General features: G+C 48.5%; 18 protein-coding genes. 10 read left to right on the top strand and 8 right to left on the bottom strand.

The genetic code is table 11. The features are described from left to right. Window positions 1-301 precede the first annotated feature (301 nt). The 3 genes from fabV to NH568_RS07445 all read right to left on the bottom strand — a co-directional run bounded on the left by fabV (window position 302) and on the right by NH568_RS07445 (window position 2,540). Window positions 302-1,492, bottom strand: coding sequence for an enoyl-ACP reductase FabV (gene fabV / locus NH568_RS07455; protein WP_253046103.1), 1,191 nt, complete (start codon window positions 1,490-1,492; stop codon window positions 302-304). A gap of 72 nt (window positions 1,493-1,564) precedes the next feature. Beyond that, window positions 1,565-1,882 (bottom strand): BolA/IbaG family iron-sulfur metabolism protein, encoded by a 318-nt coding sequence (locus tag NH568_RS07450; RefSeq protein ID WP_253046102.1) that lies wholly within the window; start codon window positions 1,880-1,882, stop codon window positions 1,565-1,567. Window positions 1,883-1,937: 55 nt separating this feature from the next. After that, window positions 1,938-2,540, bottom strand: coding sequence for an alpha-ketoglutarate-dependent dioxygenase AlkB (locus NH568_RS07445; RefSeq protein WP_253046101.1), 603 nt, complete (start codon window positions 2,538-2,540; stop codon window positions 1,938-1,940). Between the two features lie 78 nt (window positions 2,541-2,618). On the opposite strand from NH568_RS07445, the gene NH568_RS07440 reads away from it, so the two are divergent. Genes NH568_RS07440 through NH568_RS07425 form a run of 4 tightly spaced genes read left to right on the top strand, consistent with a single transcriptional unit; the run spans window position 2,619 to window position 6,425 of the window. Further along, a complete protein-coding gene (locus tag NH568_RS07440; protein WP_253046177.1) occupies window positions 2,619-3,782 on the top strand; it encodes a methyltransferase in 1,164 nt (387 codons plus the stop codon). A 2-nt stretch (window positions 3,783-3,784) separates the two neighbouring features. Beyond that, window positions 3,785-4,348, top strand: a complete 564-nt coding sequence (locus NH568_RS07435) for a YajG family lipoprotein (RefSeq protein ID WP_253046100.1) — start codon at window positions 3,785-3,787, stop codon at window positions 4,346-4,348. Window positions 4,349-4,384: 36 nt separating this feature from the next. Next, entirely contained in the window at window positions 4,385-4,987 is a 603-nt protein-coding gene (locus NH568_RS07430) for a peptidylprolyl isomerase (RefSeq protein ID WP_054014657.1), read from the top strand. Between the two features lie 55 nt (window positions 4,988-5,042). Then, window positions 5,043-6,425, top strand: a complete 1,383-nt coding sequence (locus tag NH568_RS07425) for an MFS transporter (RefSeq protein ID WP_253046176.1) — start codon at window positions 5,043-5,045, stop codon at window positions 6,423-6,425. Window positions 6,426-6,517: 92 nt separating this feature from the next. On the opposite strand, the gene NH568_RS07420 is transcribed toward NH568_RS07425, so the two are convergent. After that, on the bottom strand, window positions 6,518-6,763 hold the full coding sequence (locus tag NH568_RS07420; protein ID WP_010382949.1) for a helix-turn-helix transcriptional regulator: 246 nt from the start codon (window positions 6,761-6,763) through the stop codon (window positions 6,518-6,520). Window positions 6,764-7,102: 339 nt separating this feature from the next. On the opposite strand from NH568_RS07420, the gene NH568_RS07415 reads away from it, so the two are divergent. Continuing rightward, the gene (locus NH568_RS07415; RefSeq protein ID WP_164881440.1) at window positions 7,103-7,279 is read left to right on the top strand and encodes a hypothetical protein; all 177 of its coding nucleotides are present in this window, start codon (window positions 7,103-7,105) and stop codon (window positions 7,277-7,279) included. Window positions 7,280-7,435: 156 nt separating this feature from the next. Here the strand turns inward: NH568_RS07415 and erpA are convergent, their stop codons facing one another. Then, window positions 7,436-7,774 (bottom strand): iron-sulfur cluster insertion protein ErpA, encoded by a 339-nt coding sequence (erpA, locus tag NH568_RS07410; protein WP_054014597.1) that lies wholly within the window; start codon window positions 7,772-7,774, stop codon window positions 7,436-7,438. A 249-nt stretch (window positions 7,775-8,023) separates the two neighbouring features. On the opposite strand from erpA, the gene NH568_RS07405 reads away from it, so the two are divergent. The 5 genes from NH568_RS07405 (at window position 8,024) to NH568_RS07385 (ending at window position 14,705) form a co-directional block, all read left to right on the top strand. Further along, window positions 8,024-9,706: a chloride channel protein gene (locus NH568_RS07405; protein WP_253046099.1), complete on the top strand. Its 1,683-nt coding sequence runs from the start codon at window positions 8,024-8,026 to the stop codon at window positions 9,704-9,706. Window positions 9,707-9,734: 28 nt separating this feature from the next. Continuing rightward, a complete protein-coding gene (locus tag NH568_RS07400; protein WP_138550408.1) occupies window positions 9,735-10,169 on the top strand; it encodes a CopD family protein in 435 nt (144 codons plus the stop codon). Window positions 10,170-10,342: 173 nt separating this feature from the next. Beyond that, window positions 10,343-11,359: an aspartate carbamoyltransferase gene (locus NH568_RS07395; RefSeq protein ID WP_054014594.1), complete on the top strand. Its 1,017-nt coding sequence runs from the start codon at window positions 10,343-10,345 to the stop codon at window positions 11,357-11,359. Window positions 11,360-11,437: 78 nt separating this feature from the next. Continuing rightward, the gene (hemL, locus tag NH568_RS07390) at window positions 11,438-12,724 is read left to right on the top strand and encodes a glutamate-1-semialdehyde 2,1-aminomutase (protein ID WP_253046098.1); all 1,287 of its coding nucleotides are present in this window, start codon (window positions 11,438-11,440) and stop codon (window positions 12,722-12,724) included. Window positions 12,725-12,863: 139 nt separating this feature from the next. After that, entirely contained in the window at window positions 12,864-14,705 is a 1,842-nt protein-coding gene (locus NH568_RS07385; protein WP_253046097.1) for a methyl-accepting chemotaxis protein, read from the top strand. Window positions 14,706-14,727: 22 nt separating this feature from the next. Here NH568_RS07385 and mrcB read toward each other — a convergent pair whose 3' ends face one another. The 3 genes from mrcB to NH568_RS07370 all read right to left on the bottom strand — a co-directional run bounded on the left by mrcB (window position 14,728) and on the right by NH568_RS07370 (window position 18,756). Then, window positions 14,728-17,070, bottom strand: a complete 2,343-nt coding sequence (gene mrcB, locus NH568_RS07380; RefSeq protein ID WP_253046096.1) for a penicillin-binding protein 1B — start codon at window positions 17,068-17,070, stop codon at window positions 14,728-14,730. 106 nt (window positions 17,071-17,176) lie between these two features. Beyond that, the gene (locus NH568_RS07375) at window positions 17,177-18,406 is read right to left on the bottom strand and encodes an ammonium transporter (protein ID WP_138550412.1); all 1,230 of its coding nucleotides are present in this window, start codon (window positions 18,404-18,406) and stop codon (window positions 17,177-17,179) included. An 11-nt stretch (window positions 18,407-18,417) separates the two neighbouring features. Continuing rightward, window positions 18,418-18,756 (bottom strand): P-II family nitrogen regulator, encoded by a 339-nt coding sequence (locus NH568_RS07370; protein ID WP_138543947.1) that lies wholly within the window; start codon window positions 18,754-18,756, stop codon window positions 18,418-18,420. Window positions 18,757-18,759: the final 3 nt, after the last annotated feature.

The raw sequence follows: 18,759 nt of genomic DNA, 5'->3' as shown, positions 1-18,759 counted from the left end.
CAAAGAGCTGGCACAACATACACAAAGTCGGGCCAACCTGTCCGCAACGGGAAACGAGCACCGTGGTATATAGTCCTTACATATTTCCGCAATTTTAACATTAATCGTACTGACTATGCGAGTGGAAATATGAAAATAATACGACTTAACAATGGATTTAGTTCATTGGGCGTCACTGCAAGAATTTAAATATAGACCAAAGTGGTATTGATGAAAAATGAAAGGCAAATTGGGAGGGCATTTTCTCTACTGTGAGCACAAGTTAAAACGGGCAAACTACACGAATTCGCCCGCTTGTCGGCTAGATTAGATGGTTAATCTCAACCACAGAATTGACATCTGCATCATAGTCAACTGACTCAATGCCGAAGCCAAACAGCTTCAGAAATTCATTGTGATAACCAGCGTAATCTGTCAGCTCATCAATACTGTCGGTGTCTACTTTATCCCAGATCACCTTGATGCGTGCCTGTACACCGTCTTCCAGTTCTTTATAGTTCTGGAACAGGTGACCGCCTTCGTCAAAACGTGGCGTCTCACCGTACAGGTTTTCGCTAAACAACCCCTGGATCTGCTCGATAGTCCCCTCATAAGTACCATCTTCTTTGGTTACCCGGAACAGCGTAGAGATGTACAAAGGCATAATCGGAATAGCCGAGCTCGCCTGAGTGACCACGGCGTTTAATGACGCCACGTAAGCTTCACCATTTAACGCTTTTGTTGAGGCTTTGATAGCGTCAGCCGCACGGTCCAGATCTTCTTTGGCTTTACCAATAGTCGCATGACCGTAAATAGGCCAGGTCAGTTCTTTACCAATATAGGTGTATGCCGATGTTTTGAATCCCTCGGCCAGTACATTCGCCTCTTTCAGTGCTTCCAGCCAAAGCTCCCAGTCTTCACCGCCCATCACTTTCACTGTGTTCGCGATCTCTTCCTCATTCGCAGCTTCCACAGTCACCTCGTCGATAACCCGCTTTGAAGTATTGAGGTTTTTGGTTGTGATTGTCTGACCAATTGGCTTAAGTACCGATGAAAAGGTCTCGCCTGACTTGGGATCGGTACGGCGCGGAGATGCCAGACTGTAGATGATCAAGTCTACTTTGCCCATTTCGGCTTTGATGGTTTCAACTGCTTTGGCTTTTAGCTCATCTGAGAAAGCATCGCCGTTGATGTTCTTTGACCACAGGCCAGCTTCATCAGCAGCCTGTTGAAATGCTGCAGTGTTATACCAACCAGCAGAGGCCGTTTTTTTCTCTGTACCTTCTTTCTCGAAGAAGATACCTAAAGTTTTTGCGCCAGCACCGAATGCAGCGGTGATGCGAGAAGCCAGGCCATAGCCGGTTGATGCGCCGATCACCAACACATTTTTAGGGCCATTATTGATTGGGCCCTGAGCCTTAACATAAGCAATTTGTTCTTTTACGTGCTCGGCACAGCCCACTGGATGGGCATTAGTACAGATAAAACCACGGATCTTAGGTTTGATGACCATGTCTATTCCTACATATTCTGTATTATGAAAACCGCGTTAGTTTAAATGCAGATCCTGAAAACACAGGTCTGATCACTCGCTGTCGAATTTTGAACCACCCAGGCAGCTCGGTGAATCTGGTACTGCGCCATGCTGCTCGGCATATTCTTCCGGGGTATAAGTGTGGATCGCCAGCGCATGAATGTGATTTGCCAGCTCCTCCTTTAATACCTCGTTGATCAAACGATGGCGCTGTAACAGGCGCTGTCCGGCAAACTTGTCGCTGACCACAATCACTTTAAAGTGTGACTCGCTGCCTCGGCTGTGCATATGGCTTTCATTGAGAACATTGAGGTGTTTGCACGCAATGGCATCAGCGAGTTTGCTGTAGATTTGTTGTTGCATTGACATAACTCACTCCCAGTACGGAGAAAATTTAGCGCATACTATACGCATTTATACGCCATTAACCAACTGTTCTGAACGTCAGGTTGATCCTGCCCTGAGTTACCCGCGCTTGTTTGGGCAGTGCATGCTGATAGTCATGCTGGCTGCGGCCCGTCATTAATAGCCCTGATCCAGTTGACAGGGGTAGCGTCACTGTCTCGCGAGTCTGTTTGTGGCGAATTTTAAAAGCGCGTGTTGCGCCCAGCGATAAGGAAAAAATCGTCGGGTTGAGGCCCAGCTCAGCTTCATCATCGCTATGCCAGCCCATGCTGTCTTGACCGTCTCGGTACCAATTAACCAACAGAGCGTTAAAGTCCTGCTCATACTCACGCTTCAGACGGGAACGCATTGCTCTGAGTACATCTGGCCAGGGGGTGCTGTTGAGTTGAGTGCCCGAATATCCGTATGATACCGACGGGTCGGCAATAAAACACTGGAGCCTGGGAATTGGCGAGGTTCGGCCAAAAAGTGTGATACTGGGCTGCTGCCAGCTCAGCGTTGTCGCCAAATGTTCATACAGCGACAAGCTTTTCTCAAACCCGATACAGGTGGGTAAAAACTCAAAGCCAGGCGGCAATTGCGGCGTTTGCCCGGGCAAACATTCTTTGTTCAGTCTCGACATGCTATATTACGTGTTCTGTTAGTTTTGCCAACACTTTGCAAAGTGTTTGCACCAACCATGAGTGAGATTAGCCCCGTCATGATCACCGACGCTGTACTGGCCGGCACGGCTCTGACCCTGCATCGTTTTCCCCTTGAGCAAAAAAACCGCAGCCTGCAAGCCTGGGATGCGGCAGACGAATACTTGCTGGACCATATTACCACAGCCTATCCGGATGCACGCGATATCCTGATCCTCAATGATGCCTTTGGGGCATTAAGCTGTACGCTTGCAGCACAACTGAAAGATCACCCGCAGTGGCAGATCACACAGGTGAGTGACTCATTCGTGGCCCGGCAGGCAACATGCCATAACCTGGCTGAAAATCAACTGGACTGGATACAAGACGACGCTAAATTCACCCAGCTGGATAGTCTGGCTGACTTGCCAAAGCAGTGCGATCTGATTCTAATAAAGGTGCCAAAAAATGCTGGACTACTGCAGCATCAGCTATCCCAACTTAGTCACCTCGCTCCGGGGATACCCGTTGTAGCAGCAGGTAAAGCCAAAGAAATTCATACTTCTACACTGAAAAGTTTTAGCCACTTTTTGCAAGAGCCGACCACCAGCCTGGCAGTTAAGAAATCTCGCCTGATCTTCTGTGCCACTACAGGCAAACCCGTGGCAGACAAGTTCCCGGTCAGCTGGCCTCTGGAAAACTCGCCCTTCACAATTCACAACCATGCCAATGTGTTTTCCCGGGATTCACTGGATATCGGCGCACGCTTTTTTATGAATTACCTGCCGGCGGGTAAGAAGCCATTGCGGGTGATAGATTTGGGCTGTGGTAACGGCGTGATCGGACTGCAAACTCTGGCACGTATGCCAAATGCCCAGGTAACTTTTGTAGATGAGTCTGCCATGGCGGTGGCCAGTGCCAAAGAGAACGTCAGTTTTAATTTGCCAGACAGGCTGGCAGATTGTCAGTTTACTCAAAATGACTGCCTCAGTGACTTTGCACCCAATACCGCAGATTTGGTGTTGTGCAACCCGCCCTTTCATCAGGCACAGGCTATCACCGACCACATCGCCTGGCAGATGTTTTTGCAGGCCAAGCATACCCTGAGAAATGGCGGCGAGCTGAGGATCATTGGCAATCGTCACCTTGATTACCTTGATAAGTTGCAGCGCCTGTTCGGGAATTGTAAGGTGATAGGCAACAATAAAAAGTTTACGGTACTCAGTTCTATTAAAAGGAGCTAATCATGCGTTTAGCATTTTCTGCCACTCTCTTCGGTGCAGCAATCACACTACTGGCCGGATGTAGTAGTGCCCCAAAATCTGTGATCCTCAATCCCAGTTATCAGGGCGGTAATATAAGCCAGCTATCCAATACAATGGCAATTAAGGTTGTCGACAATCGTACCACTAAATTTACCATTAAAGTGCTGGAACAAGAGCCCGCTGTTTATCTGCCAAATGCGGATTTGCCAGTCACTTTAACCAAGCTGCTTTCTCAGGCTCTGGAAGCCAACGGCGTGACGCTGGCACAACACAGTGACACTCAGCTGACACTGCGTATTCGTACCTTTGTCGCCAAGGTTGATGAATCTCTCAGTCGTCACGAAAGCACGGCAAATGCTGATTTTGTTGTCGAAGTAATCAAAGGACAGCGAACCTTTTCAAAATCCTTCAATGGCGAAGCGCAATTCAGTAAACCGCTGAAACATGACCAGTCTCAAGTTGAGGGACAGTTAAACCGCCTCGCCGAGCAGGTGATCACACGCATGTTGTCAGACAAAGAATTAATCAACTTTTTGCAACAATAAAAAGGTCTAGCTATGCTTCGTACCCTTATCCTGTTCATGTTGGCATTGGTGAGCTGTTTCTCATTTGCAAACAATAAAGAAGGACGTTTCGTCCAAAAAGACAACCTTTTTCCTAAAGTTCAGATCAACACCTCTTTGGGTAAAGTGATCGTCGAACTCGACCGCTCCCGTGCTCCAATCACGGTTAATAACTTTCTGACCTATGTGATCAACGGAGATTACAAAGGTTCTGTTTTTCACCGCGTTGAGCGGGATGACGCGAACGAGCGGGATTTTGTTATCCAGGGTGGTGGCTATGATAAAGACTATGATGGCATGTTTGAGCGTCCGGCTATTTTTAACGAAAGTGGCAATGGCCTGAAGAACAATATGTACACCATAGCAATGGCCTATCAGGACAATAAACCACACTCAGGTACGCGCCAGTTTTTCTTTAACATGGATGACAACGACCACCTTAACCCAGGCCGCGGATGGGGTTTTGCGGTATTTGGCAGCGTATCAGATGGCTTTGACACACTGGACAAAATTATGCAGGTCGAAACTGACTACAATAAAAAGCTGGGTTACACCTTTATCCCCAAAGTGCCCGTGATCATCCACAGCATTGAAATGCTGCCGGAAGAGACCTTCGAATAACCACTTACCCTGTATCGCTCACCACCAGGCGGGCGATACAATGTTGGAAAACACTATGATCATTTCATCCAGCCTGCGTGACTATGCCAGTTACTATCGGGATAAGCGCTTGCTCACCGTATTTGCATTTGGGGTTAGCCAGGGCTTTCCCTGGGTGCTCATTGGTTCAGTGATGTCTGCTTGGCTCAAAGATGAGGGCCTGAGCCGCAGTATGATAGGCTTGTTTGGTATCGTTTTCAGTGCTTACACGATCAACTTTTTATGGTCCCCTCTGTTGGACCGGGTTCGCTTGCCCTTACTGACCCAGTGGCTGGGACAAAGACGCAGCTGGATAGCCGCCGGGCAATTGATTGTTGCGCTGTCAGCACTGGCGTTAAGTCAGGTCGACCTCAAAGCGGATCTTTATCAGGCTGCATTATTGTGTTTCATTATTGCTCTGAGTGCGGCTACCCATGATATTGCAATAGACGCTTATCGGATCGACATCCTTCCCCCAGAGGAAAGTGAAAAATCTACCGCCGCGGCAGCCATGGCGACGTCAGGGTGGTGGAGTGGGTACGCCCTGCTTGGTGCTATTCCATTTTTTGCAGCGGATCTGCCTGGAATCAGTTGGGCCGACATCTACGCATTACTGGCCATGATCATGCTGACATTGTTTTTCATTACGCTGATGGCGCGAGAACCTCATTCTCACCGTGAGCACACCCAACAACAGCTACAAGCACAATACCAGTCGAAACTGGCCGGACTGGATCATAGCAGGCTGCAACGCATTCTTGCGTGGCTTGCCGTCACATTGGTAGAGCCGTTTCGCAGTTTCTTCAACCGCAATGGCGTGAAAGCGGCTTTGGCACTGTTGGCATTTATCTTTTTATTCAAGATCGGTGAAGCCTTTTTGGCCCGTATGTCTATCGTTTTCTACAAAGAAATTGGCTTTAGTAACAGCCAGATAGCTCAATATTCAAAGCTCGGAACTGGCCTTATCACAATTATTTTTGCGTTTCTGGGCAGTATTTTTAACCACAAATATGGCATCGTTAAAGGGCTGTTTATCAGTGGTGTCGCGATGGCCGCATCCAACCTGATGTTCTCCTGGATAGCCATTGCAGGGCCAAAAGAGCATTTATATGCCCTCGCAATCGTGATCGATGGCTTTACTCAGGCCTGGTCACTGGTGGCTATGGTGGCATTCATTTCAATGCTCTGCGATCGTGCTTTCAGCGCAACCCATTACGCCCTGCTGGCATCACTGGGTAGCCTGGGAAGAACAGTGCTATCCAGTTACAGTGGTGTCGTAATAGATGATTGGTTAGGTGGCAATTGGGCAGTGTTTTTCGCGCTGACAGCTCTGATGGTTGTACCGTCTCTGATCTTCTTGTATGCCATTCGTCATAAGCTCTACGAGATTGAGCGAAACTATCATAGTCAGGGTAAGTAACGGCGGAATAAATGACTGGTGTGTCAGATCCATTTTAAGAGGATAGAGGTGCAGCTCCTTGCACCTGCACACATACTGGCGATGCCAGTCGTTTACATCTGCTCTTCTTTGATAAGAGCCAGACCTTCATATGGGTCGACTTCCAGCGCTTCACAGTAACGCAGAAACTCAATCACGTCTAAACGACGCTCCTGATTTTCAATTTTGCCAATGAAAGAATGCGGTGTACCTAACACCTGGGCCAGACTGCGCATTGTATGACCTTTCTCGTGACGTTTTGATTTCAGCCACTTAGTCAACTTACTGTTTTCTTCAGAAGAAACCGTTTTCCCCATCATAATAAAACATCTCCTACTCGATGATTAATTAATACCGCCATACGAAATTTGCCCGTCTCGACTGGCGGCTTGTTATATAGCAAGCCAGGTAAACAAATCATGAAATACCGATTTACGCTGGCTTGTTCCTATGTACCAAATTAGGTATAGACGATCTTTTCTCTAACACCTAATTAAATTTTCAACTTTCTTACCTAAAATAGAGAGGTAAGATTACTGTGACACTTTAACAAAAATTTTATAACTTGTACCAGTATACGAAATAATTTATTTTTTCTTTAAAAAATAGTGGTTTAGAGCTAGTCTGTAACAAAATAACAAATTTTAGGAGAATTTTTGATGATCCGGCTCATATTTTTGCTACCCATTTTGCTGTGTGTGGGTTGGTATTACTTTTTGCGCGTCAACGGCGTTCCGCTCAAACAAGGCAAACGCGGATTCATCTATATTCTCGCTTTTTCCACTTTGGTGTTGGGATTCTTTGTACTTATGATGCATCTTACCAACCCAGGCTAGAAAGACTGCTCTGACTTCCCACAGACGATCAACACAGTACCTTATACTGTACCAGAACTCAGGGACAAAGAATGGTAGCTGTTTGTCTAATAGAGAAACAAAAAAGCCATGCGAGTGCATGGCCAGGGTGTTTAAAAACGCCGATTCAGTGTCGTTTTATACGCTGAAGCTCGCGCCGCAACCACAAGTCGTCGTTGCATTAGGGTTACTGACAAAGAAACGCGCGCCTTCAAGGCCCTCGGTGTAATCTACTTCACCATCAACCAGGTATTGAATACTCATAGGGTCCACAACCATAGACACCCCATTTTTCTCGATTTCTAAATCACCCGGATTGGTTTTTTCATCAAAAGTAAAACCATACTGAAACCCAGAACATCCACCACCAGTCACATACACTCGCAGCTTGAGGTTAGGGTTTTCTTCCTCAGAGATAAGCTCTTTCACGCGATTTGCCGCCGCGTCGGAAAATTTAATCGGTATCTGATCAGACATGTGTATTCGACCCCTGTACATTTAGTAGCGGAATTATCTAATACCTGACTATTTTAATCAAGTATAGAGTCACCTTCGCTATGTGCCGGTTTAAGCGCTAAACTCCTACTCAAGTACTCTGTTGCCTGATTTACTTAATTACAAGGACTTAGAATATTTGATACACTTATCAGATGCATTAAAGGTACTCAATGCAGCACTAAGGCACTAGGCTGCTCACAACCAAGACTCTCTACAGGCCAATATTGTATGTCGCTCGATAATTTACGCCGTCGCTTAGCGAAACCAAAAACGTCCATTCAGCTGTGCTTGCTGGGCATTGGTGCCGGCTTGATTGCTGCAGTCTTGATCATCTTATTTCGTCTGACCATCTTATTGGTGCAAAGCGTATTTTTAGATAGTCCGGATGATTTCACCACATTACCAGAGCACCAGCGCGTTTTACTGCCTGTTGGCGCTGCCCTGCTGATCGCCTTATTTGCCAGTCTGACGGGTTTTAAGCACTACCGCCTGGGTATCCCGTTTGTTATTTATCGCATCAAACAGCACTACGGACAAATGCCAATCTGGAATTCTGTCAACCAATTTTTTGGTGGTGCCGTCGCACTCATCAGTGGTTTTTCCGTTGGCCGTGAGGGCCCGTCCGTGCACATGGGTGCCACCGGTGCCAGCATTCTGGCTGAGCGTCTGCACCTCCCCATGAACGCAGCCCGTACACTCGCCGGATGTGGTGTTGCAGCCGGCATCGCAGCATCATTTAATACGCCCCTGGCTGCGGTGATTTTCGTTATGGAAGTTGTATTGAGGGAATATAAGATCCATATCTTTGTGCCTATTATGCTTGCCGCGGTCACCGGGGCACTGGCTACACAATATGTGTTTGGCCATGATCTGGAATTGTCATTGATCAGCGTTTCAACACTCTCTTTCTGGCACTATCCATTTCTCGTTTTGTGTGGTTTTGTGCTTGGGGCCATTGCCTTTGCATTTAACCAAAACCTGATGCTCATCATAAAAACGTTTAAGCCCATCAGTATGTTTCCCCGTCTGATGCTTGCAGGGTTACTGGCCGGCCTGATCGGCTTTCTGGTACCAGAAGCCATGGGTTCGGGAATGAGCGCCATTAAGATCGCAGTCGAAACCCCCGGCGAACTTCAATTACTCACCACAATTTTGATTGCTAAATTACTTGCCACTATTTTTGCCATTGGGCTTGGGATCCCAGGTGGTATCATCGGCCCGGTGATTGGTTTAGGCGTGTTAATTGGCACCCTGATGGCGTATTTCGCTCAGTATATTTCACCGGATGTCAGTGTTGCTGGTACTTATGGCGTACTGGGTATGGCAGGCCTGCTGGCGGCCACTTTGCATGCGCCTTTGGCTGCCTTAACTGCGGTCATGGAACTGACTTCCAGTCCACAGATTGTGGTGCCAGCCATGATAGTGATTTCCTGTGCCTATGTCACCGCACTGCAGGTATTTGGTAACCGCTCAATCTTCTTGCAACAGCTTGATTTCCAGGGGTTGCCCTATCAGGTTTCTCCCGCCAAGGAGGCCCTGCAAAAGGTGGGGATCATGGAAGAAATGGAAGAAGGCTTCAAGCTCCTCTATTCAGATGATAAGGATCAGATAAGAGAAACTTTGTCAGCTGTCGACAGTCAGACGCCTCTGATAGTGCACGACGCGGAGCATGGTTATCGACTCGCGGAATATGACCTTAGTTTGATTTCAGAGCAGAGCATGACTATCACCTATATTGAGCTTCAAGGTCTGAGTACACAAGCCACACTCGCCGACGCATTCGACATTCTTAAAGACAAGCGCTCCGGCGCAGTATACGTGTATAATCAAAAGAATAACGAACAAATTATGGGCTTGCTAAGGTGGGATCAGATCCGCCATATTCTCACTACGAGAAACAGCTTGCTGTAATTGCATCTAAAGACAACCAAGGGGTTTTATGACGACAATACTTGTGTACAAAGCGCTGCACATCTTTTTTATGGTTGCCTGGTTTGCCGGGATTTTCTATCTGCCCAGGCTATTTGTTTACCATGCTATGACTGACGAAAAGCCCTGCTCGGCAATGCTTAAAATCATGGAGCGTCGTCTGCTCTATTTTGTCACTCCGTTTGCCATTCTCACTGCAGTCTTTGGCATTTTACTGATCGCCAGTTACGGGCGCGAATGGTTCCGCGCTAACCTTTGGCTACATTATAAATTGGTACCGGTGATCATGCTGTATCTCTATCATGCCTATTGTTTCAAACTCCTGGCAGACTTTAAGCACGATCGAAATCAGCGCAGCGATCGCTTCTATCGTATTTTTAACGAATTCCCGGTTATTTTGCTGCTGATCATTGTGATGCTCGCTATCTTGAAACCGGTTTTCTGATATCACAGTATGGCGGCGAGTCAGCCGTCATTTTCCACGCCCAAAAAACCACAATTGTGCTATTATGTCGCTCCAGTTACCCAACGCAGCGTGTGCTTTATGCCCCTGCTTTGCGAGCTCGGTTAGGAGTGCTCCCCGCCTCCTGTTGTCAATCTGTGATTAGGAATCGCCGCATGTTAAGTTTCCAAGGTGAAAACATCCTCTCCGTCAACGAACTCGACAGAGATGCCATTGAGCTGATTTTCAGTGTTGCTAAGAAAATGGAACCCTACGCTAAGAAGCACAAACGTACCAACGTATTAGAAGGCGCTGTATTAGCCAACCTGTTTTTTGAACCCAGTACCCGAACGCGTGTCAGTTTCGGAACCGCCTTTAATTTGCTAGGTGGTACGGTCCGCGAAACCACAGGTATGCAAAGTTCCGCTTTAGCCAAAGGCGAATCCCTGTATGACACAGCCCGAGTCATCTCGGCCTATGCAGATGCAGTAGCGATGCGCCACCCAGATGCGGGATCAGTGGCAGAATTTGCCACGGGTTCTGACGTGCCAGTGATCAATGGTGGTGATGGTCCGAACGAGCACCCCACTCAGGCCTTGCTGGACCTGCTGACGATTGAACGTGAACTGGGGCGATTTGAGCGGGGCATTGACGGCATGCACATCGCTTTGGTTGGCGACCTTAAATATGGCCGAACAGTCCACTCCCTTTCTAAATTACTGTGTCACTACAAAAACGTGCGCTTTTCCATGGTTGCCCCGGACGGGTTGCAGATGCCAGATTACATTCTTGATGCGGTCAGCAATGCTGGCCATCAAATTGAGCTGGTGTCTCAGATGGAAGGTAATCTGGCTGCAGATATCGTCTATCAGACACGTATTCAGGAAGAGCGTTTCCCGTCACAGGAAGAAGCCAATAAATACCGTGGTGGCTTTCGCATCAGTCAGGCGATTTATGACGCGCACTGTAAGCCGGAGTCGGTACTGATGCACCCGCTGCCGCGCGACAGCCGCGGGGATGCCAACGAGCTGGATAATGATTTAAACAATAACGATAACCTGGCTATCTTCCGTCAGGTTCAAAACGGTGTGTTGATCCGCATGGCGCTGTTTGCATTGACACTGGGCGTTGCCGACAAGGTTGAGCAGTATGAAGTGGATGTGCCCTGGTTCAGCCGCAAGCGCGACAGCTAAGTTGTTACACTCGTTTTCATGATTTGAGATATTTGGTAAAAACACCAGATACCTTATGCACATAACAAAGGACACATTATGACAATCAGTCAAGATCTCTTCTCTCGTGCCCAGGAATCTATCCCGGGTGGCGTTAATTCACCCGTTCGTGCGTTTAACGGCGTGGGTGGCACGCCGCTGTTTATCAATAAGGCTGAAGGCCCGCATACCTTTGATGCCGATGGCAAACGTTATATCGACTATGTTGGCTCCTGGGGACCTATGATCCTGGGCCACAACCACCCTCAAATTAAACAAGCGGTGCTGGATGCCGTTGAAAATGGCCTAAGCTATGGCGCTCCGACAGAAAGCGAAATTCTAATGGCTGAAAAAGTCAAAGCGCTTGTTCCGTCAATTGACAAGGTACGTATGGTCAGCTCAGGTACAGAAGCGACGATGAGTGCCATCCGTCTGGCTCGCGGTTATACCGGCAGAGATAAAATTTTGAAGTTCGAAGGTTGCTATCATGGCCATGCGGATTCTCTACTGGTTAAAGCAGGGTCAGGCGCGCTGACAATGGGCGTACCTAACTCTCCGGGGATCCCCGCTGATTTTGCCAAACATACACTCACGGTATCGTTCAACAATATCGATGAAGTGAAAGCCATCTTTGCACAATACCCGGATCAAATAGCCTGTATCATTGTTGAACCTGTGGCGGGCAATATGAACTGTATTCCTCCGGTCGAAGGTTTTCTGGAAGGTCTGCGCGAGCTCTGTGATACCCATCAATCTGTCCTGATCTTCGATGAGGTCATGACGGGCTTTAGGGTTGCACTGGGCGGTGCTCAGGCCTATTACAATATCGAGCCGGATCTGACTTGTTTAGGTAAAGTGATCGGCGGAGGTATGCCAGTGGGTGCCTTTGGTGGTAAGCGTGAAATCATGGACTATATTGCCCCTGTAGGCCCAGTCTATCAGGCCGGCACACTATCCGGTAACCCGATTGCCATGGCCGCTGGTCTGAAAGCCCTTGAGCTGCTGTCTGAGCCTGGGCTGCACGATACGCTTGAGACTAAAAGCAAGCAACTTTGTGACGGTTTCCAGCGTGCTGCAGATGCTGCGGGTATTGCACTAACCACCAACTATGCCGGCGGTATGTTTGGCTTCTTCTTCACAGAGGCTGTACGTGTTGATACCTACCAGCAGGCGACTGAATGCGACCTAGAGCGTTTCAAGCGCTTTTTCCACCTGATGTTGGAAGAAGGTGTCTATCTGGCACCTTCCGCGTTCGAAGCCGGATTTGTCAGTACTATGCACAGCGACGAAGATATTACTGAAACTATCAGAGCTGCAGAACGCGCTTTCGCTAAGCTTGCCGCCTGATCAATCCGCATTGCTCACTTATCTAAAAAGCCCCTTTTGGGGCTTTTTTTATGGCTGACAGTAAAAACTTTCGATGCTTTGAACTATTCTTTGCTTATTCTCGGTCTCCTAACAGTGACTTATAAGCAAAGATAACATTATGACAGGACTCAGATCAGCCGCCAGCCCAGCCATCGCTTTTATGGCACAGCTAAAATACAAAACTAAAATCAGCCTGGTATTTGGTATTCTCTTAGTACCACTCAGTCTGAGCTTGTTTTTTCTGAACTCAACCCTGACCCAGTCTATTCAGGTCAGTCAGCAACAGCGTGCCGGGTTACAATTTTATCCTCCTATTTTGGAAAACCTACTCAACCAGCAAGCCCAGCGTAATGCCCAGGTGCTGGCACGCAGTCCATTTGCCACCGGTCTAAAGCCAGGTAATGAACTGGAACATCTGTCAATCACATCTAAGCTCGCCATAGACAATGATCTCAGCCGCTCTTACCTCAACCGCTCTCTGGTTGAATCCCTGCCAAACGTGATAGCCCAGGTGAACAATATTGCCCAGCAAGCTACTGATATCATTGGTCGAGGCCGTTTTACGCCGGATTCTTTTATCGCACTGTCTAACCTAAACAAAGTCCTGCCACTGGTTAAAGCGCAGATGAACGACAAACTGGGCGTGGCAACAACGCATAACAAACAAGTGAATAAACGGCTTAAAGACAAAATTTCAGCGCTGAATCGTTCACTTGATAACTACCATAGAGCCATCAAAGATAAACTGCTTGAGCCCGATGACATTGAGCTGACCAACAGTGCATTTAACAGCGCGCACCGTGATGTGCTGACCCAGCTCAGTGGTCTGATCAACGAAGCAACGCCGACATTGAAAACACTACTCGATACCAAACTGACGAGCGAACGCAGGATCCGTAATCTGGTGGCGCTGGCCTCTGTGCTCAGCCTGCTGTTAGCACTTTATCTTATGCTCGGTTTCTATTTTGCTGTGGTAGATACCATTGCGGAGTTTTCAGCGTCAGCACAACACGCTTCCGGGGGCAATTTAACAGCCAGAGCGGTCCCTCGGGGCAAAGATGAACTTAGCGAAATCTTGCGCCAGTATAATGCCGTGCTGGATGCCTTTGTCCACTTGTTGGGGAATGTCAGAACCACATCAACCGACTTATACGGCGCAACGGATAAGCTCAGTCAGATAAGCCAGGACACCAGAGAAGACGTGGCACAGCAACAAGCTAAAATCCAGACAGTTCACCAGGCACTCAGTGAAATGGCCAATGCTGCGGATGCCGTTGAAAACTCAGCTCATCATGCCACAGAGCTGGCTGCCACTGCCGCGCAGCAGGTCAAGCAGGGCAGTGAAAATACCACCCGGCTGGCAGAGCACATGACGGTATTGCAACAAGAATTCGAAGAAAGTCGTATTGCGCTGGATAAACTGGCCCAGGATAGTCAGGACATCAGTAAGGTTAGTCTGGGGATCAGTGAAATTGCGGAGCAAACCAACCTGCTCGCACTTAACGCTGCCATAGAAGCGGCACGGGCAGGAGAGCAAGGCCGCGGATTCGCCGTTGTGGCAGACGAAGTACGTACTCTGGCGCAGAGGACTCAACAACAGACTGAAGAAATCCACTCTATCATTCATTCATTACAACAAGCCTCGAATGATACGCAAAAGAAAATGCTCAGCAGTGTCGAAAAAATGGAGCAAGGTGTCAGTGCAGCGAATGAGACAAACCAGGTACTCAGCGCCGCCGAACAAAGTATGGCCGATATTGACCAGCAGGGTCATGTGATCAGCGATCAGGTAAAACGCCAGGCTGTTGCAACACAACAGGCACTGGCAGAGTCAAGTGAAATAAGCCACCTTGCTGACCACACCCTGAGTTCGGCTGAGGCCACAAAGAGTGATGCTCAGAAACTCAGTAATATGGCGGCCACGTTAAAACAGCTGATCGCTAAGTTCAAAACCGAGTAACTGATTGAAACCAGCCTTCGGTTTAACCACACCCGGGGCGTGGGTTAAATTCCTCAATACGTATGGGTAACTGGATAGTTGGACCACAATGTGGTGCCGCTTGCTCTCCGGTTTGCTCATTGATGAACGCCCAGCGTATTCCCTGAGGACGCTGATCCGCTATTGCCTGCGGGTTCAGGGGTTTTAAATAGCGAATGTAGAGTTCCAGCGCCCCTCGGCCCCCAGTCAGTTTTGCAGGTTTATTGTCGTCACGGCCGACCCAGGTCACCGTCACTGTATTATGATCGAACCCCGCAAACCAGCTGTCTCTTAACTCATTGCTTGTTCCCGTTTTACCGGCCAGCTGAACAGACGGAAAGTGCTGATTAAGGCGCTTTGCAGTACCGCTTTTTGTTACTCTTTTGAGTCCATAGCGTGTCATATACATGGCTTCCTGAGAAAAGCGAGGTTGCCGGGCAACCCGATGCTGATACAAACGCTTTCCAGTGGTGTTGGTAATGGCTGAAATACTCGTGAGTGGGGCATAGTGACCATTGGCGGCCAGTGTCGTGTACATCTGTGCGACATCAAAGCTCGACAATTCAACAGCGCCCAGCAACATAGAAGGGTAAAGAGGAATATCACTGTCTATTCCCAGCTGTTGTACAGTCTGGGCAACCGAATCAACGCCCACATCCAGACCCAGGTTCACAGCTGGAATGTTAATACTTTCACTGAATGCACGATACAGCGGCACGGCTCCCCGGAATTTGTGATCAAAGTTTTCCGGTTGCCAGGTTTTGCCAGCTGCATTGGTGACTTGCAGCGGAGCGTCTTCAAGCAAAGTGCCCAAATTATACTGGGGTTGTTCCAGCGCTGACAGGTAAATAGCTGGCTTTACCAGAGATCCCACATTACGGCGGGTATCCAGTACCCGGTTAAACCCGGAGTATCTTAGCTGACGCCCGGCGACCAGTGCAGAAACACCACTTTTTTCAATGTTCACCGAAACCATGCCCACTTCCAGTTGCGCCGTCGAAAAACGTCGCTCAAGATAGGGTAACCCCTCACTGATGGCATCTTCCATTGCCGTCTGTTTTTGTAGGTCGAAGTAAGTAAATACCCGGATCCCGGCGTTCACCACGTTTTCATCAGGTAACAAGCGTTGTAACTCACGATTTACCAGTTCCAGGTATCCCGGATAGGTTTGCATCAGGCTTTCTTTTAAAGGCTGTATACTGATGGGCCGCTCCAGCGCCTGGCGGTATTCATTCGTGGTGATCAGGCCATTCTCAGCCATCAACCTGAGGACCAGATCGCGTCGCTCCATCGTGCGCTCCGGATAACGGCGTGGGTTGTAATACGAAGGGCCTTTCACCATAGCAACCAGCATGGCAATCTGATCAAACTCAAGTTCATCGACCGGCTTTGCAAAATAGAACTCGGCGGCCAGACCCATTCCATGCACACCCTGATTATAAGCCTGTCCCAGATAGACTTCGTTGAGATAAGCTTCCAGGATCTCATCTTTGCTGTAACGGAAATCCAAAATGAGTGCGATAAAGGCCTCATTGACTTTGCGCAGCAAAGAGCGCTCCCGGGTCAGATAAAAGTTCTTTGCCAGTTGCTGGGTCAGGGTACTGCCCCCCTGCACAGTGCGTCCGGCACGAATATTATGGTAGAGGGCACGCATGATTGACCAAACGGATACCCCATGGTGGTCATAGAACGCCCTGTCTTCAACAATCAGCAAGGTATCTTTGAGAATATCCGGTATTTTCGCCAGTGGCACAAACTCTCTGTCCTGACGGCTTTCATTACCTATCCGGGCAATTTGCACAGGCTCCAGCCTTGCCGCCTGAATTCGTCTGCCCTGCTCATTAACTATGCTGGCAAGCTTTTTCCCGGCAAAGTTCAGCGTGAATATACGGGCCTGTTCAACCCCGTCATGGAACTCAAAAGTACGGCGATAAACGGTGATGGTGCGCCCCTGAACCACGAACTGTCCCGTATGTCTAATACGATTAACACGTGAATAATTCAGCCGCTCCAGCTCCCAAATCACCTCCTGCTCTGCCAGATACTGATCCGGATAAAACGACATCGCCCTGGCGTATACCTGTACTGGCAGTTGCCATTTATTGCCTTCAAATTGGCGACTGACTTTGGCATCGAGATAAACCACATAACCGGCAACGGCAAACGCCATGGCCAGACTCAGCTTCCAGCACAACGACCACAGCGTACTCAGGGCCCGGCGACGAAATGCACTCAAACGGTGCTTTACTGTCATTGCAGACTTAGCTGTCTTTTTTTTGCCTGATTTGGCAGGAGTTTTACGCGGGGATTTGCGGGGTTTGCCTGGTGCTTTTTTATTGTCTGCCATTGCCCATGGAATGCTTGCTGAGAGTTAATGGATGCTAGATTATCTCAGATTAACTTCCGCTTAAACCAAAAAGCGCGATGAGCCGCACTTTTTGGTTATTTCTTCCCTACTTATTGCGAATGGTCACAAATTCCGGATAAGCATCAATCCCACAGTCATGCTGGTCCATGCCACTGAGCTCTTCTTCTTCCCCGACTCGGATCCCCATCAGCGTTTTGATCATACCCCAGACGATATATGACGCAATGAATACAAAACCCAGAATAGTCACCAGACCAATGGCTTGGGTCGCAAAGCTGGCGTCACTGTTGGAGAATGGCACCATCATAATACCCAGCGCACCACATACACCATGCACCGAGATAGCGCCAACAGGGTCATCAATGCGTAGCTTATCCAATGCAACGATGCTGAATACCACCAAAGATCCCCCCAACATGCCGAGGATACATGCCAATATGGGGGTCGGTGACGCAGGCTCTGCCGTAATGGTGACCAAGCCCGCCAGCGCACCATTTAGGATCATAGTCAGATCCGCTTTTTTCCACATCAGTTTGCACACCACCAATGCGGCAATGGCACCGGCAGCCGCCGCCGCATTGGTATTGACCATGATCTGACTGACGGCGATAGCGTTACTTTTATCAGCCAAAAACAACTGAGAGCCGCCATTAAAACCAAACCAGCCCATCCATAAAATAAAGGTCCCCAGTGTTGCCAATGGCAGGTTTGAACCTGGAATTGGATAAATTTCTCCATTCTTACCATATTTACCTTTTCGAGCTCCCAGCAGCAATACCCCCGCCAATGCGGCAGCTGCACCGGCGCCGTGCACAATCGCAGACCCCGCAAAGTCTACAAAACCCAGCTCAGACAAAAACCCGGCGCCCCATGTCCAGTATCCCTCAATCGGATAGATGAGGCCTGTCAGAACGACCGTAAACAGCAAAAATGCCCAGAGCTTCATGCGCTCTGCAACCGCGCCGGAGACAATCGACATCGCCGTGGCTACAAACACGACCTGAAAGAAAAAGTCAGATTCCAGTGCGTGATCCGCATCCGCTGCAGCACTACCAATCAACGCCCCGAAGTTAGGCACCACTCCGCCCTCTACATTATCCACATACATAATGTTATAGCCGACCAGTAAAAACATGGTGCAGGCAATGGCATACAGGGCAATATTTTTGGTCAGAATTTCAGTGGTGTTTTTGGAGCGAACCAGCCCAGCTTCGAGCATGGCGAATCCCGCAGCCATCCACATCACCAGAATGCCGGAGACCAGAAAGTAAAATGTGTTCAGAGAGAATTGTAATTCGATTACCGTGTTTTCCATCGTCTTGCCCCTTAAATCGCTTCTTCGTCGAGTTCACCGGTGCGGATCCGGACTATCTGTTCAAGGTCATAAACAAAGATTTTGCCATCACCAATTTTGCCTGTGCTGGCGATCTCAGTGATAGCGTCAACAACACGTTGGGTATTTTCACTGCGCGTGGCAATCTCCAGCTTAATTTTAGGAATAAAGTCGACCTGATATTCGGCTCCACGGTACAACTCGGTGTGACCACGCTGACGGCCAAAGCCTTTTACATCAACCACGGTCATGCCCTCAATGCCAAGTTCTGCCAGGGCTTCGCGGACTTCATCCAGCTTAAATGGTTTAATTATTGCGCTTATCATTTTCATTAT

Source organism: Pseudoalteromonas sp. XMcav2-N, assembly GCF_024124545.1.
Taxonomy (GTDB): domain Bacteria; phylum Pseudomonadota; class Gammaproteobacteria; order Enterobacterales; family Alteromonadaceae; genus Pseudoalteromonas.
The sequence above is the reverse complement of the archived record's forward strand: the minus strand, read 5'-3'. Positions and strand labels throughout refer to the sequence as shown.